This is a genomic window from Pseudomonas sp. GW821-FHT07G10 (genome assembly GCF_059418545.1).
This window is the reverse complement of record NZ_JBWKQB010000025.1, coordinates 48861-65129: the sequence shown is the minus strand read 5'-3', so window position 1 is coordinate 65129 and position 16269 is coordinate 48861. Positions and strand designations below refer to the sequence as shown.

The 16269-nt window shown below is 52.3% G+C and carries 15 protein-coding genes and 1 tRNA gene; 10 read left to right on the top strand and 6 right to left on the bottom strand.

The features are described from left to right. The first annotated feature begins 166 nt into the window (after positions 1-166). The gene (locus AC07O1_RS23550) at positions 167-985 is read left to right on the top strand and encodes a helix-turn-helix domain-containing protein (RefSeq protein ID WP_495090305.1); all 819 of its coding nucleotides are present in this window, start codon (positions 167-169) and stop codon (positions 983-985) included. A 20-nt stretch (positions 986-1005) separates the two neighbouring features. Then, complete coding sequence (locus tag AC07O1_RS23545) at positions 1006-1305, top strand: PBECR2 nuclease fold domain-containing protein (RefSeq protein WP_495090304.1); 300 nt, start codon at positions 1006-1008, stop codon at positions 1303-1305. Between the two features lie 332 nt (positions 1306-1637). On the opposite strand, the gene AC07O1_RS23540 is transcribed toward AC07O1_RS23545, so the two are convergent. Further along, a complete protein-coding gene (locus AC07O1_RS23540) occupies positions 1638-1967 on the bottom strand; it encodes a hypothetical protein (RefSeq protein WP_495090303.1) in 330 nt (109 codons plus the stop codon). A 255-nt stretch (positions 1968-2222) separates the two neighbouring features. After that, entirely contained in the window at positions 2223-2939 is a 717-nt protein-coding gene (locus tag AC07O1_RS23535) for a hypothetical protein (protein WP_495090302.1), read from the bottom strand. Positions 2940-3960: 1021 nt separating this feature from the next. Here AC07O1_RS23535 and AC07O1_RS23530 point away from each other — a divergent pair. The 6 genes from AC07O1_RS23530 (at position 3961) to AC07O1_RS23505 (ending at position 10630) form a co-directional block, all read left to right on the top strand. After that, a complete protein-coding gene (locus AC07O1_RS23530) occupies positions 3961-4170 on the top strand; it encodes a hypothetical protein (protein ID WP_124355758.1) in 210 nt (69 codons plus the stop codon). Next, a complete protein-coding gene (locus AC07O1_RS23525) occupies positions 4167-4799 on the top strand; it encodes a Fic family protein (RefSeq protein ID WP_495090301.1) in 633 nt (210 codons plus the stop codon). Before AC07O1_RS23530 ends, AC07O1_RS23525 begins: the two co-directional genes overlap by 4 nt. A 674-nt stretch (positions 4800-5473) precedes the next feature. Next, positions 5474-6175, top strand: a complete 702-nt coding sequence (locus AC07O1_RS23520; protein WP_495090300.1) for a hypothetical protein — start codon at positions 5474-5476, stop codon at positions 6173-6175. A gap of 10 nt (positions 6176-6185) precedes the next feature. Beyond that, positions 6186-7295 carry an ImmA/IrrE family metallo-endopeptidase gene (locus tag AC07O1_RS23515; protein WP_495090299.1) on the top strand — a complete coding sequence of 370 codons (1110 nt, stop codon included), beginning with the start codon at positions 6186-6188 and terminating at the stop codon, positions 7293-7295. 498 nt (positions 7296-7793) lie between these two features. Then, entirely contained in the window at positions 7794-9050 is a 1257-nt protein-coding gene (locus tag AC07O1_RS23510) for a hypothetical protein (RefSeq protein ID WP_495090298.1), read from the top strand. A gap of 599 nt (positions 9051-9649) precedes the next feature. Beyond that, positions 9650-10630, top strand: coding sequence for a hypothetical protein (locus AC07O1_RS23505; RefSeq protein ID WP_495090297.1), 981 nt, complete (start codon positions 9650-9652; stop codon positions 10628-10630). A gap of 828 nt (positions 10631-11458) precedes the next feature. On the opposite strand, the gene AC07O1_RS23500 is transcribed toward AC07O1_RS23505, so the two are convergent. From AC07O1_RS23500 to AC07O1_RS23485, 4 genes are all read right to left on the bottom strand, one after another. Then, positions 11459-12226, bottom strand: coding sequence for a hypothetical protein (locus AC07O1_RS23500; RefSeq protein WP_495090296.1), 768 nt, complete (start codon positions 12224-12226; stop codon positions 11459-11461). 236 nt (positions 12227-12462) lie between these two features. Further along, positions 12463-12834: a DUF6124 family protein gene (locus AC07O1_RS23495; protein WP_495090295.1), complete on the bottom strand. Its 372-nt coding sequence runs from the start codon at positions 12832-12834 to the stop codon at positions 12463-12465. Positions 12835-13310: 476 nt separating this feature from the next. Further along, positions 13311-13640 (bottom strand): hypothetical protein, encoded by a 330-nt coding sequence (locus tag AC07O1_RS23490; protein ID WP_495090294.1) that lies wholly within the window; start codon positions 13638-13640, stop codon positions 13311-13313. A 151-nt stretch (positions 13641-13791) separates the two neighbouring features. Beyond that, a tRNA-Leu gene (locus tag AC07O1_RS23485) sits at positions 13792-13876 on the bottom strand. A gap of 108 nt (positions 13877-13984) precedes the next feature. Here AC07O1_RS23485 and queA point away from each other — a divergent pair. Together queA and tgt are read left to right on the top strand one after the other, a co-directional pair. Then, a complete protein-coding gene (queA, locus tag AC07O1_RS23480; protein WP_495090293.1) occupies positions 13985-15049 on the top strand; it encodes a tRNA preQ1(34) S-adenosylmethionine ribosyltransferase-isomerase QueA in 1065 nt (354 codons plus the stop codon). Positions 15050-15054: 5 nt separating this feature from the next. Beyond that, complete coding sequence (tgt, locus tag AC07O1_RS23475) at positions 15055-16170, top strand: tRNA guanosine(34) transglycosylase Tgt (protein WP_494992141.1); 1116 nt, start codon at positions 15055-15057, stop codon at positions 16168-16170. The last annotated feature ends 99 nt before the right edge of the window (positions 16171-16269 follow it).

Below are 16269 nucleotides of genomic sequence, written 5' to 3'. Positions count from 1 at the left end.
ATTCCTCGATTCTTATTGTTCGAATATGGACTGCACGACAACAGTGCCGTGAGAGTGTGGCGAGCATGATGGGCCAGCGCCGGCGGTCAGGCCATTTCGCAGGTTTGCTTGATCTGATGCTAGTTGATGCTATATTCGCGCAGCTCGCATCACTGGAGGCCGGCGCATGTCGAACAACCTGGGCACCAATCTCAAGCTGTTGTGCAGCCATTACCGCTCGATCGCCGAGGTTTGTCGCAAACTGGCGATCAACCGCGCGCAGTTCAACAAGTACCTCAGTGGCCAGAGCCAGCCGACTGCCTACAACCTCAGGCGCATCGGAGATTTCTTCGGGGTCGAGGACTACGAACTGGGCCTGCCGGCTGAGCAGTTCACCCGCCTCATCGGCGCGCGCAATACGGACAGCGCTTCGAGTCCGACCGATGACCCGCTCTACAGCCTGCTGCAACCACTGCGTGAGCACTCCAGTAGCCTATCGCGCTACTGCGGCTACTACTTTGAATACGCCAATTGCATGTCGGTGCCTGGCAGCATCCTGTTGTCGCTGGTGCATCTGCGCGAGGAGCGCGGCAACTTCCTGTTCGAGCGCCAGGAACGCCAAGAGCGCTCCAGCAGCACTGACGTGCAGGCGGAAGACTGGGTGCGCTGCCGCTACTTGGGCGCGGCGTTCCACCTGCAGGACCGCTTGTTCCTCATCGACTACGAGTCGCTGACCGTCAACGAGATGAGTCAGACCATTCTCATCCCCAGCTTCAAGAGCCGCATCACCCGCTTGAATGGCCTGAAGACCGGTGTCTCCAGCGGCGACCGGCGCACTCCGGCCTGCACCCGCGTGGTTTGGGAGTACCTGGGGCCGGAGATCAACCGGGTCAGCGCCTACCGCCAGGTGATGCTCTATCGTCCGGACGATGCGCGCATCGATGAGGACATCCGCCAGCGCCTGGCCGCCACGCCGGTGCGCAACGGTCTGTTCGAGATCGAGTGACAGTTCATTGGATATGGGGGGTGACGATCCTGCGCAGCAGCATCTATCACATCGTGGAAAAACGGATGGATGCCCGGGAGCGCTATGTGAAAATGGCCATGGATACTCTCTGTGGTCCACTTGAAGTCTGGAAGGTGGCATTTACAAACGAGACGTATCGGCTGGCCTTCATTGGCGCCTATGAGTCCAAGAGGCAAATGCTGGTGAGCGTGTCCCTCGTCGGGGGCCGGGTGATGTGGAACTTCATGCAGAGCGATACCAAGGCGTTGAACAAGCACCGGCACGGCGAGTTGTTGTTCAAGCGCTACACACTTTTGTGACGGGCAAGAAAAAGGGCAGCACATGAGGGCTGCCCTTAAAAGTTTTGCTTGATATTCATATACACACCCTCAAGCAGGGGTGTGGAGGTCTCACCCTGCGCTGATGTCCAGCCATCGACGGGGTTCCTACGCCAGTTATAGCCGCTGGAGGCAACTGGTTTCGCGCTCACGGTCATTCTCGAACGAAGTTGACACTTCCATCAATCATTTTAAGTGTAAAACACCATCAGTGCGGCCCAATGAATATTGGGGTTTTCAGCTACTCCGGACGGGCTAGCGGTGTTCTGTGCCACCCCGGCCACCACCCTTGTCGTCTCGGGCGGCCCCATCATTCACTGAATGTCTTTCAGGTAGTCCTTGAGCGCGATCAGCGGAATATCAAGCTGCGCCATGGTCTGAGCACCGCCGAAATCAGCTGACAACCTGTTCAGCTCGCGACCGAGAGGTGTATTAACACCGCCTAAAGCGTTCAGCGCCAACCCCAGGCATTGATCCACTTTAAGCTGGATAGCCTCGACATCACCCCGGCGCACCAGTAACTCGAATACATCCCGCTGGTAATCGCTCATGATCAGATCGTCACGCAGGATCGGACTTTGATCTTCCGTCTCGTAAGCGAGCTTGAGGGAGAAGAGGGCGACGGTTTCCAGTGGCAATTCCATGAGGGGAATCCTTTTGAAATGTCCCAGTGGTGCGGGAGGTGTGGAAGGGCAAGATCAAAAGTCGCAGGCTTCGGCAGCTCCTGCACGGGGCGGTGGTGGCTTTTCTTTGGGCGAAAAAAAAGGCCTTGCAAAGCAAGACCTTTCTTAATTTTGGTGCCGAGGGAGACTCGAGCGCTCTATATAATCCGTGGCTTGCGGCCGGATTGTACAGTTAGGGATACAGAGAGGGATACACGGTGATCTCTACTGCACCTGTTAGGCGTCTATTTTAATACCAGCCGATTCTGAATTGGCACCGCTAAAGTCCTGATCTGCATCTGAATGAGCAATGCCCTCAATTTCGGTGAACCAAATCTTGCCAAATTTTGACCACTCGAACGAGTAAGAGTGCTTCAACGTCAGGCAGACCTCTTTCCCTCCAATAGGAACGCTAATAGTCCCGCCTGGGAAGGTAAAGCCATGTGAAATGTCATACGCCCAGTACTTTCCGTTTTTCACCTTTGGCTCAGTGATAGACGGCATGTCATTCATCACAAGCGCTACGCCCCGGTGTGCGACACCGGCGTCGATGTAATGCTCAAGAATTTGCAGATCCTCATACACGTCCTTCTGAAAAATATCTTGAGCCCCACGAGGGCCTCCAGAGGAACTGATGTTGCGATAGCATTTCATCTCAATAGCGATTTTGATGCTGCCTTTCGCTGAGACTCCAGTGACTAATATGTCGATGTTGCTGGAGCCACCAGGTAGTCGGACTCCGGTTTCCAGCTCAATGTCTGCTGTCTCATCCGGGTTGTGCAGGATCAGTGGGAGCAGTTGCTTCAATAAATACGCATATTGAAGCTGCATCGAGGCTTCTTTGTTGATAGGAATGAGCTCGCCACCCACCTTCCTGGCAAAGACCTTCCAAGCGACCGATATTGCATGGCGCAGACGTACCTCAAACGAATCTTCGACTATGAACGAAGGCAATCGGACTCTCTCCATTAGGTGGCGGTCGGCCATTATAGTCGAGCTGCCGCCAGTCAATCAGCATTACTGGATCCTCGAGCTATTGAAGGTCGAGCAGGCCATTTCGGTTTCCAAGGTTGCAGCCAGAAAGGCGCTGGGGACCCTGACGATATTCACACGACACGGGGTCGGAAACCCGCGGGATCTTGGTAGTGGAAGGTGCTCCAGCTTACTGAAATTCAAACGTTGAAATTGAAAGGTTCTTGAAGAGAAGAGGGCATCGTTACCGGAACGGTAACGGTAGTCTCTGATCGGTCATTTCGTAGGGCAAATGCACAGGTGAACAGGCAGTTCACCGGGTTCACCTGTTCACTAAGCTGGGAGTTCTCCTGCTACCAAGATCCCGCGGGTTTCCGACCCCGTACCCATCGAAGATCCCCTGGGTCCCAAGCAAGGTCAGTGCCCGGTCGATGCATCTCCCTATTCTTTGTTGGCAGACGGCACCTCACTGGCGTGCTGGAATTCGGCGCCCCAGCGCTCGAAACAAAGCCAGTATTGCTTTCGCTGGCGGCGCTCTCTCCTATGGGGTGTGGGGCTCGAAAAGACGTGTTACAGGTGTTACAGGTGTTGCGATAGATATTAACTAATTGAATTTATTGGGTTTTATTGGCGTTACACACCGTTAATCTTTCACGTGCATTGGGTGTTACATGCCAAATAGGTGTTACAGCGGCGTTTACAAATTTGGGTAAACCTTAGGTCGCAATCGGTCATTTTCAGCCGGTCGCCAAGGGAACGATGCAGGCCCTTGTCGTTGCTCATCGGGGGTTACAGATTCGACGGTAGGTACTAAACGCACAGAGGGAAAGCGTGAGAACAGGCTACAATCAGCAACACCGACTATTCGCCCCCCCGCGTCAGTGCCTGGAGCCGGGAACGTAAATTTTCTTGCGCTCTTCATCAGCGGGATCGATAAATAAAGAGGACATCTGGCGTGCGCCGGTGTCGAATTCATAGGTCAACCAGCGCAAAGGAGGTCAACGTGGCGAAGAATTTCTTGGATTTGAATACAAGTCCAGATCTGTTGCTTGCGCTCAAAGGGGCCGCGCAACATAAGCAGACGGCCGAGGAAGTATTGGAACAGCGTGTATCGTTCGTCTACGGGTCTGTGGGCTCGAAGAACGGCGTCACCCGCGAGCAGGTTCGCAAGCTGATCCTTGAGCAGGAAGGGGTCCAAGGGGCGAAACGTTGATCCTATTCGAGCTATGTGGAGGCACCGAGCAACACCCTATTTATCAAGAGCTAGAAGTCTCCAATGGCAATCGGCAGTACGACTTTCTGAAGTCCATAGTCGGCGCTGCATTGGCTACGCAGCGCCCCTTCTTGTCGACCCATATCATCAAGGCATTGAATTTTCATGCGATTACTTGCCTGCATACGAATGCCGGCGAGTACCGCCCTTGCCAAGTCTACGTAGGCAAACATACGCCCCCAGACCACTACCGTGTCGAGGCGCTCATGGATGACCTTGTGAATATGGTGAACAGAAACTGGGAGCAATCCGACCCAGTGGCACTGTCGGCATACGTGCTCTGGCGACTGAACCACATTCACCCGTTCATCAACGGCAACGGTCGAACTGCTAGGGCTGCCTGCTATTTCGTGCTGTGTGTGAAGTCCGGTAGCTGGCTACCAGGAACTACGATCCTTCCTGAGCTGATTTGTCGCGACCGGGATGAATACGTTGTTGCACTCCAGCGTGTAGACGAGTCTCTGACCCAAGGTCCGCTTGACCTAAGCCCACTGCATGAGCTGTTGTCCAAGCTCATCACCGAGCAACTCAGTACACAACAGCTCCCCGCTGAGAGCCCTCAGGATTAACCTCCATAATGCTTTGTCGTTTCGGGCCAGAATCACTCTGGAGATATCGCCATTGTCAGCTTTAGGTCGTTTTCAATCTTCAGTGGACAGGCAGAAAACGGCCGAGGCTGTGTAAAAACGTTTTTGAGCGCGACAGATACTCAAAACCGGACTGGAAATCGCGCTTCTACGCGAAATCCACATCTGCCTGACGTGCCGATAAATTTCAGATTTCACGTAGACGCGCACACTTCAATTTTGACGAAGCGTTTTTACACACTCTGGGCCAATAGCGGCCTGTTGCATCAGAGTGCCGATAAACCGATTGTTAAGTTTGCATGGGGTTCGAATTTCTCCTGCATCGCCACACTCAGAAAACACAACTCACTGATTTTAATAGAGAACGTTGGGTGTTTTGGTTTTTGGCGTCCAAAAAATGGCCATATGGGACTGATATGGGGCTGGAGAGCAATTTTCACCCTTAGATTGCTGTGCGCAATCGGCGGCTATTGATCGCTCCAAACTGGCCAGAGGGAGAGCCGCCGATAGGCAGCAATCGCGGAAGCGGACGATGGTATCTTGCCAGTAAATGGCCTTGAGCGGACTACCAAGTATTCTGGGCTAGCGGTCCTTGTGTTTCCGCTTTTTATACCTCAACATGAGGGATCATTTTCGGAAACAGGTACGGAGCGGCGATGAGCACATTTGAACTGACGGCCTCAAACGCTTTCACTCGGCGAGCGACGATTATTGATGAGCCCGCGGACGTGGATGTACGTTTGCGGGAGCTGCATTCTGACTTGGGCCCAGTCCTGCTCCGTGATGCCATTACGGGCGGTCTCCGAGGACGTAATGAGACCAATCGTGCGTCCGCGCCGACTGCGGCTGGCGTTCAGCAATGGTTGAAGACTGTTGAAGACCTACGCACTTTATTGGCGACAGCTCACTGGCATATCCATGAACAGCAGAACTGCCCTTTCATCAGCTCGCCTGATCGGAGCATTTCCATCGTGGTCATGACTGGCAACAGCGAAACCGGCAAGAATGGAATTGATGAGCCGACGAACCAAGCTGAGAAAGGAGCGGTTGCTGAGGGCTTTGTTTATAAAAATAATCGTCAGTTAGAGCTATTCAATAGTGTCTCGTTCCAGTTCGCCAAGGAACATCAGAGAGAAACCCAAGTCTGGGCGTTGCTTTATCACTATGATAAGGTGCTTAAGGAAATTCGATATGAATTGTCTTTGCCGACCGGGTTCGGCAATAAAAAAATTACTAACTGGGGTGTCCGTATACTCTTAGGAAGTGTTTCTAATAATCCCGATGATTTCACCATTCGTAAAGATGAATCAAGTTCTCAGATTTCGGTGGAAGTAGAGCCTAAAATAGGCATGTTGTGAGTAAGTAGCTATGTCCGAAATAAATCCCAAGCAAATCACATTTGCCAGGGTGAGAAGACGCTTCACTAAAGCTCAGCTGGCAAAGGAGTTAGGTATCACTAGTCGTAGTCTACAGAACTACGAAAGTGGTGCTTCTTATCCTGAGCCAGCGACCTTGGAAAAAATCGCGAAACTATTGAATTTCCCTCAGCAGTTTTTTTTCATTGATGAAGATATGCCAGAGTTGAGGGAACATTCGGTAAGTTTTCGTAAACTTTCAAAAATGACTGATGCGTTGAAAGCTTGCACATTTGCAGTAGGTGCCATCGCGTTTAGAGTCAACCATTGGATAGAGGAAAGGTTTAATCTTCCCTCGGCAGGGTTACCCGACCTGAGCGATCTAGCGCCTGAAGAGGCAGCTGCCACACTCCGCCGCGTATGGGGACTAGGTAATGCACCCATTCCCAATATGATTCACTTGCTTGAGTCGAAAGGTATTCGTGTCTTTTCGCTGGCCGAAGAAACCCGAGAGGTTGATGCTTTCTGTACGTGGTATGAGGGCAAGCCATTTGTTTTCCTTAACACCATCAAGTCCGCGGAGCGGAGCCGCTTTGACGCGGCACATGAGCTAGGCCATTTGGTGCGCGACGTTTACACCATGCAGCACGGCCAAGCCCACGGACCTGAAATGGAGCGCCAGGCTGATGCATTTGCTGCAGCCTTTCTAATGCCTAAGGAGAGTGTGGCCGCTAATCAGCCACCCACTTACTCTATTAAGTATCTGATGAAGCTCAAGCATTATTGGGGTGTGTCGCTTGCAGCTATGGCATACCGTTTTAATTCATTGGGGTTGGTCAGTGAGTGGAATTACCGCAGTCTTTGTATAGATATCGCTAAAAGTGGATATCGGGCTAATGAACCAGAGCCGATGGAGCGAGAGACATCGCAGTTACTCACTAAAGTGTTAGACGCTTTGCAAAGCCGAAAGCAAGGTCGTCGTGAAATTGCAGAAAGCTTGAGTGTAAGCATAGATGAAATTAATGCTTTAACCTTCCAGTTGACAAGGTTGTCAGTGGTTTCAGGAAATGTAACTAATAGGTCTGCAGTTAAGAAGGGCTCTCCAAACTTGAGGCTTATATAACGGAGGATCGCTTCCCTGGCCGAATTGATGAGTTGGGCCAATCAGATGCGTATAGCTTCAGAACTGTGGTTCATCTTGAACAGACTACGAACTGCTTCTGGCCAGAAGCAGCTGTTCACGGCGGGCAGCTCTCGGCCAAAAATAGACGGGCAGACCCGGGCCGATTCAAGCCAAAACCAGTGAGACCGATACGCCATATAATTGAGGGGCGATCCAAGGATGTGGTAAAAACCAATAATTACGGGCAGGGAGGCAGAATGTGGCCAGCGAAATAACCAACGAAAGCGTATTTACTTCACTTTGTGCCTGATACGTTCGGCTTAGTTTAGTCAATTGCAGAGATTCAACAATCTTTTTGAGAAACCTACCACTTCATCTCTGAATAAATCTCCAAATCAGGCCGTACTGTTAAGTGTTTTCCAAGGGCTTGGATACTCATCTCTTCTGCTCTAGATAATTTTAAGGATAAGCACCCCCCCCCCAATGAATATAAATACAATGATCGCTTGTGATACCTGTGGGGCTGAGACTCATTGCCGCATAGGCATGTCTAATAGAAGATTTCAACCTCTATCTTTTCTGTGTGAAGGATGTGGCGTAGCTATTGAAATAGATATTAAAGATATGGTTGGTAGCGCCTTGCGTAATGCCAAAGAAATACCGTTCGAAAGAGATTCTCTCGAACAAAAAAAGCGCTTTTTCATTGATCTGCATTTGGATTTTCCAATCTGGAGCCAAACCTACGTGATGGGTAAAACCCCATATTTGGTAGCATGCGGAATGGTCGACAAAGACAAAATCTGTATCAATAAAATCCCAGCTGTAGAAATATTTCGAATCAGACTCGACTTTTTGAATCATTTCGGCGAAAGATTTAACGAAGTTAAGCAGCTGCTTAAGTTGTACCCTCGAAGCAATAAAGAACTTTTCAGGAAAAAGGCAATAGAGTTTTTGGAGGGGGAACATACCAATTCTTTAGCGCCTCAGGATATTAATGCTCTGCTTTATACCGTACTTTCAAGGGTTTCACTGGCTTTTCTTGAGGAGGAAACTGTCCGCGAAGTCACCAGTCGCTACCCTGAAATAATAATTCACCTTGCACAAACTAGCCGTGAGAAGCTTGATGAGTTTTATAACTATATAAAAGAGACAGGATTCCTTAATGGTCTCCAGCGCGACTGCCTAGGCCTTTATGGACGTATTTTTGAGCTTGAACTTTATTTGCGACCAGCCATATTTCTTGATTTCTGCACAGGTCAGGAGAGCAAGAAGAGCTCTGCAAAAATCTCCAAACTAGGATTTGATAGCTGCAAAGATATGTATAAGGACCTATCGGAGATAGTTGGGAGACAATTAGCTTTGGTGGCTGGAATAAACAATCTAATTCATCGTGGCGACCATAACTCTTTCTTACCAAGCAAAGATGGTCCGGCGCTTTCCAGTCTCGACAAATTCGCAAATAAAGTTCTCTCCGAAAAACTGAAATACCTGGATGACTGTTGGTACAAGCTTGATGAGGGGCTATTGGATACAGATATTAGAAATTCAATTGCTCACTATACCTTTGAGTATGATGATTCAACGCAGATGATCACTTGCTACCCTAGCAAAGAGGGGCTGCGCCAAGAAAACAAGATAGAGATAAATTTTTTAAATTTTATGCGGATGATACTAATTCAGTTTCGCGAAATGCATTATTTACATCATCTTATTAAGGCGCTTTATTACTATGAGTACCTAATTATTAACAAGTGACGGTTTAACTGCGGTTCGGCTCGTGAGACCCAAGAGTAGCAGTCGAAGGCGTTGGCGGGAGTGAATGCTCGAGCAATAGGGTCAATCATCGGGTGTATGAATGTCAGCTTTTGGCCGATTCTGTTGAAAAAGTCGGCCATGGTTTGCGCATCAGAAAAGTACGCGTCCGAGATTGAAATCTTTACTTTTGGCAGAGTCTTCCAGACTCGGATTTCACGTAGCAGCGTGCAAAAACGACGTTTTCACCAGTCAATGATCAGGCAGTTTGGGCAGAGCGACTTTTTCAACAGAATCGGCCGAAAGCAGTCATCCACGACCAGCAGTAATCGACCCGACTCGTATCTTGCGCAGCGTAACCGCCTTGAGCCATGGTGCTGGCTAGAGCATCGAGAGTCAGGCATAAGATGTCTTCACCTGCTCAGGCCCACAGTCGCGGCCTGAGGCGCCTTGAAAAATGAGTCGGCTGTCTGCTTGCACTGGTGCCGGGTATGCCTGCGCCAAGGCTGCCGCAAGATCGGCCGGCGACCCGGCCCCTCAAAATCGGGGATTTGACGGTGCCAGCGGCCCGACCTATCAAGTGCGTAGCCGTATGTGGTGACATGATGACTCAACCCCAAACCGACACTCCTACAGTTAGCGACCAAGAAGAGTGGGTCGAGCGTGACGGGGTCCGCATGCCTGTATCTGAAGCCCTGGAGTTGGCCGATCGTATTTTTCAGGGCGGCCAGTACCAGGCATCCCTTGGAGAGGCCTTTAGCGATCAACGCTCGTTTGAGGAAGGAACTGCGGGCTATAGCGATTACAAAGCAGGCTTTGAGGCCCCCTGCAAACAGGCCGAATGGTCAGTGGAGCTGACAGGCAATCACAAGGATCTCGAGGCACTCGCTAATGCAGGGAGCAGGTCAGACTATTTCCGCATCTGGGGCGGGATCGATGACTGGCATGACTGCCCGAACGACCGTTACTACTTCAACACGCTGTATTTCGAGGGCCTGCGGGATGAGGAAGTTGTCTGGCAGTTGACGTACGAGCTCTTGGGGATATTTAACAGCGCAACCGAGTTTTTCAGCCTCGACGCGTGGAAGCAATCCGTTCGGACAATCCGATACCGGGACAGCCCGATTTCTTTCCGGCCGAAGGCTAACGTGTTGAGGCTCATCGGACGCCCCCCACGGATGTCACACCGTAAGTGGCGGAAGCATCTTGCTGATGCCTCATTGGTTTCGCCGCGCCTTGTGCTTGTGATCCTCGCGACCGAAAAGGAAGACATCTACATGATGCTCAAGTACTTCTCCGAGCCTGGGAACTGGTCGACCTACTACAAGGTCATGGAAACAATGGAGACCCTAGCCAGGCAGAAGGGCTTCAGTGTTCCCGTAGCGAAGACAGCCAAGTCGCGCTTCACAAACAATGCTAACAACTTCGACGTTGTCGGCTACGACGCTCGCCATGGGTTGATGCCGAAAGGCAAAGACAATCCCGTCGAGCCGATGACGCTCGAGGAAGGGCATGCTTTCATTACCGGCTTCTGCAAGTCGTTCCTTAACCTGGCATACCCAGAGTTCTTCAATTTCCGCTAAACCTGCCTGCATTCACAAACTGCGGTCTTCGTCGAAACTGGCCTTGAACTCCACACGATCGTGGTCCCAAGGCCAGTATTGATCACAAGTTGCTAGGATCAATTCCGATCGCACGGAGAAATTGGGAGAGTGAGGCATCGATGACCGCCTCGCCGGTGGTCAAGGCAGGTTGGTTGAGCCCCGATCTCGACTTTACCTGTGATCTTCATCACTCTCTGCCCTCAAGCGCCCAACGAAAGTACGCATGCTAAATTGTCCCCTTCGTACGTCGTGGTTGGTGGCAAAGTCCTTACCAGCGAGCGTCACCTAATGCCACGCGTTGACCTTCCGCGCTTCCCCCGCTAGCAGCTATGGGTCGAAAGCAGCTTTTCGTGAGTGGCAGCTTTTGGCCGATTCTGTTGAAAAAGTCGGTCTCTCCAAACTGCCTGATCATTGACTGGTGAAAACGCCTTTTTTGCACGCTGGTACGTGAAATCTGAGTCCGGAAGCCTCTGCCACAAGTAAAGATTTCAATCTCGGACGCGTACTTTCCTGCTGCGCAAACCATGGCCGACTTTTTTCAACAGAATCGGCCGTTTTCTGCCTGTCGCGAAGGGCTGAAAACGACCCATTGCAGTCAGTCACCACCGACCCATAGCGGCCGTTGAGCGCACGAGGCAACCACACGGCCATCGTGTGTGCTAAGTATGGACGTAGCTCAGATCCAGGACGTTTCAACGTCCTCGCTCGGTTCAGATCGTGGACGTCATACTGGATTTTGTTCATGTGGCCCATCCCTGCCTAGATGAGTTGTCACACAGCTGTTTACCGGGCATCAGTAAATTGGGTTTATAGTACCTTTTGGGATTCACTTTCTCGTCTGGCCAATGCAGTTGAGACAAGTCTCTGTAGCACAAAAGGCCAATCCCGCACCTGGTAGATTATCCACTCGCCATTTTTCGTTTCCCGATGAATTTCGATATATCCTTTCATAAGTTTTCCGTCGATCTCGATCGGTTCGTATGATTCCGGAAAGATACCTGCATTCGGTGAGCCCATCGTCACTGCGCTATGAGTGAACTTGTTACGTAAGTTGAATAAAAATTCCAGTTTTTTTCTCTCGTCAGTTATTTGACCGAGAGCTGGGTAACTAGTATTAGGCTCTCCACCCTTCCTTCCCCTAACAATCTGAATATTGTGATATAACTCAGCGCGCTCATCTTCTGTTAATACATTTTGTACAAAACTATGGAACGACGTCTTTACTCCATAGATCGACTGATACGCTGTATTTAAGTGCTGGGCAATTGCTATAGGGGTCGGGTTTGATGGAAGAGAAGTTAACGCCTCTTGACGCTCAGCAGCCTTCGTTTTGGACACAAGCCATTCTGAAAAAGGTGCCCATTCAGCCGGCTGCCCCAACATATCAAAACAGGTGAGCAAGAGGTAGTACATCAGTGCGTCAAAATAGCGCCATGGATGCGTCCAACCATTCTCGCCTACAGACTGTATAAGCTTAAGGTCGTTGAATTTATGACGTAGCTCAAAGATTAGCTCTACGTGTTCCAATCGTTCATGAGCGAGTTTGAATATTTCGTCATCTTTCATTTTTGCCACAAGGATATTCCGTCTAGAGAATTGAGTACGTTCACTATTGAGCTCATGAGAGGCTACCGGGGGAAAGGGGACAGATTTATTTGTGGGCTTTGTCAACTTTTTGAAAAGTAAATCTGAGAATCATCCTGCCTGCCTGCCTGCCTGCCTGCCTGCCGCTCGGCGCCACTGGCCCCAAACCCAAATCCCATCAACTTTGGTGCGCCCGCGCTCGACGCGGGCGCGCTTGCTCCACTTGGCTACACCTTCACCGAATGCTCGCGATCCATCATTTTTTCGACCAGCAACAACCCCAGCTCCATGAGGCTATAAATCGCCAGGGCGAGGTTGCGGTGTTTGCCCTCCAGATCTTCGGAAAGGTCCAGGGTCAGGGTGCTGGCCGAGCAGAAGGTTTCGTAGGTGTGGGCCATCAAGGCTTCGGGGTTGATGTCCGGGGTGACAGTGAAAAACTGGGGCGGACGCTCTTCGCTGGAACGCGGCTTGCCTGATAGCGGCGGGGTCAGGTAATGATCGAGGGCCCGGTGCGCGGCTTGGTGGAGATTTTTCGAATCGAGGGTTTCGTAGGGCGAAACGTTTGGGGTTTCGGGTGGGTTGGGGGTTACTTTGAACATGGTTGGTGCTCCTTGAGTGGAGCCGCAACCACTTCGCGACTAAACGAAGGGGTGGCGGCTGTACGCAGGTTAGTCGACCGGGGAGTCACCATTACCGGCGCGCCGAAGCGCCCTGCGCACAGCCACCATCAAGTGCAGGGATAGGGAATGCCTGACTGAATGATGCTTGTACACCGTAATGACAACCTCCGGGCGACTAAACCCGATCGCTGATGGGCAGCGACTGGAGAACCTTAGTAGCGTGGGGCAAGGCGCACAAGCGGGGCGATTCTGGGGGATTTGTAGGCAATGGCGCAAGGAGGTGTAGTCAGTGGATGACGCCGGAAGGTCGTTGGATCAAGTTGCTGTGGTTGGGGGGAGTTGTCGGGTGAAGCGGCGATTTGTGACGCGGAGCGTCACGGGATGCGTTACCACGCGGAGCGTGGGAACGATCAAACCCCAGCCACCACCCTTGTCGTTTCGGGCGGCCCCATCATTCACTGAATGTCTTTCAGGTAGTCCTTGAGCGCGATCAGCGGGGTATCAAGCTGCGCCATGGTCTGAGCACCGCCGAAATCAGCTGATAACCTGTTCAGCTCGCGACCTAGCGGTGTATTAACACCGCCTAAAGCGTTCAGCGCCAAACCCAGGCATTGATCCATTTTAAGCTGGATAGCCTCGACATCACCCCGGCGCACCAGTAACTCGAATACATCGCGCTGGTAATCGCTCATGATCAGATCGTCGCGCAGGATCGGACTTTGATCTTCCGTCTCGTAAGCCAGCTTGAGGGAGAAGAGGGCGACGGTTTCCAGTGGCAATTCCATGAGGGGAATCCTTTTGAAATGTCCCAGTGGTGCGGGAGGTGTGGAAGGGCAAGATCAAAAGTCGCAGCCTTCGGCAGCTCCTGCACGGGGCGGTGGTGGCTTTTCTTTGGGCGAAAAAAAAGGCCTTGCAAAGCAAGACCTTTCTTAATTTTGGTGCCCCGAGGGAGACTCGAACTCCCACTCCTTTCGAAAACGGATTTTGAATCCGCCGCGTCTACCAATTCCGCCATCAGGGCTCAATGGCGGCGAAGTATAGAGATGAGATTACCGTTGGTCAATCACGTTTCGTGGTGAATTTTTACTATTTCCGCTAAACTTTCCGGCCCTGCTAGACGAACCCCATCATGCGCGTTGCTGACTTTACCTTCGAGCTCCCTGATTCCTTGATTGCTCGCCATCCTTTGGCCGAGCGTCGTGGTAGTCGCCTGTTGACCCTGGATGGGGTCAGCGGCGCCCTCGCACACCGTCAATTCACTGATTTGCTTGAGCATTTGCGCCCGGGCGATTTGATGGTGTTCAACAATACCCGGGTGATTCCGGCGCGGCTGTTTGGCCAGAAAGCTTCCGGCGGCAAGCTGGAAATTCTGGTCGAGCGGGTGCTCGACAGTCATCGCGTGCTGGCCCATGTGCGCTCCAGCAAGTCGCCCAAGCCAGGTTCCAGGATCCTTATCGACGGTGGTGGCGAAGCCGAGATGCTGGCGCGCCATGACGCGCTGTTCGAGCTGGGGTTTGCCGAGGAAGTGCTGCCGCTGCTCGATCGCGTCGGGCACATGCCGTTGCCTCCTTATATAGACCGCCCGGATGAAGGCTCGGACCGCGAGCGTTATCAGACGGTTTACGCCGAGCGCCTGGGCGCGGTGGCAGCGCCGACGGCGGGGCTGCATTTTGATCAGCCGCTGCTGGAGGCAATTGCCGCCAAGGGCGTCGAGACCGCGTTCGTGACCCTGCACGTCGGTGCCGGGACCTTTCAGCCGGTGCGCGTGGAGCGTATCGAAGATCACCACATGCACAAAGAATGGCTGGAAGTCGGTCAGGATGTGGTGGATGCAGTCGCCGCTTGCCGCGCCCGTGGTGGGCGGGTGATTGCGGTTGGCACCACCAGCGTGCGTTCGCTGGAAAGTGCTGCCCGCGATGGTGTGCTCAAGCCGTTCAGTGGCGACACCGATATCTTTATCTACCCGGGCCGGCCGTTCCATGTGGTCGATGCCCTGGTGACCAACTTCCATTTGCCCGAATCCACATTGTTGATGCTGGTTTCGGCGTTCGCCGGTTATCCCGAAACCATGGCTGCCTATGCAACAGCCGTCGAACATGGGTACCGCTTTTTCAGCTACGGTGATGCGATGTTCATTACCCGTAACCCTGCGCCAACTGCCCCCAAGGGTTTGGCCCCTGAGGATCAAGCATGAGTCGTATGTCTTTTGAGTTGCTCGCCACTGATGGCAAGGCTCGTCGTGGTCGTCTGACCTTTCCCCGCGGTACCGTTGAAACCCCAGCGTTCATGCCGGTCGGCACTTATGGCACGGTCAAGGGCATGCTGCCGCGGGATATCTCCGCTACCGGTGCTGAAATCATCCTTGGCAACACTTTTCACCTGTGGCTGCGCCCTGGCACTGAAGTGATCAAGAAGCACGGCGACCTGCATGACTTCATGCAGTGGAAAGGCCCGATTCTGACCGACTCCGGTGGTTTCCAGGTGTTCAGCCTGGGCGCCATGCGCAAGATCAAGGAGGAGGGCGTGACCTTTGCCTCGCCGGTCGATGGCGCGAAAGTGTTCATGGGTCCGGAAGAGTCGATGCAGGTTCAGCGCGATCTGGGCTCGGACATCGTAATGATTTTCGACGAATGCACGCCGTATCCGGCCGATGAAGACGTTGCTCGGGTGTCCATGGAGCTGTCGTTGCGCTGGGCTCAGCGTTCGAAGAATGCCCATGCCGACAATACCGCTGCACTGTTCGGTATCGTTCAGGGCGGTATGCACCAGGACCTGCGCATGCGCTCCCTGGAAGGCCTGGACAAGATCGGCTTCGATGGCCTGGCCATTGGCGGTTTGTCGGTGGGCGAGCCCAAGCACGAAATGATCAAGGTGCTGGATTACCTGCCAGGCCTGATGCCCGCAGACAAACCTCGTTACCTTATGGGTGTTGGCAAACCGGAAGATCTGGTTGAGGGTGTGCGCCGCGGTGTGGACATGTTCGATTGCGTGATGCCAACCCGCAATGCCCGCAATGGGCATCTGTTCATTGATACTGGCGTGCTGAAGATCCGCAACGCGTTCCATCGTCATGATGATTCGCCGCTGGATCCGACCTGCGATTGCTATACCTGCCAGAACTTCTCCCGCGCTTACCTGCATCATCTGGACAAGTGCGGCGAAATGCTGGGTAGCATGTTGAATACGATCCACAATTTGCGCCATTACCAGGTGCTTATGGCTGGTTTGCGCGAGTCTATTCAACAGGGTACATTGGCCGCCTTTGTTGATGCCTTCTATGCCAAGCGCGGGTTACCTGTTCCGCCTCTGGACTAAGTTTTCTGACCCGAAAACCTGTTCAATATTTAGGCAGTCGAAGTTCAGACAAGGCGAAAGCCGGCGAAAAAGCGGAGTTTACGTCAGTAAATGAGCATT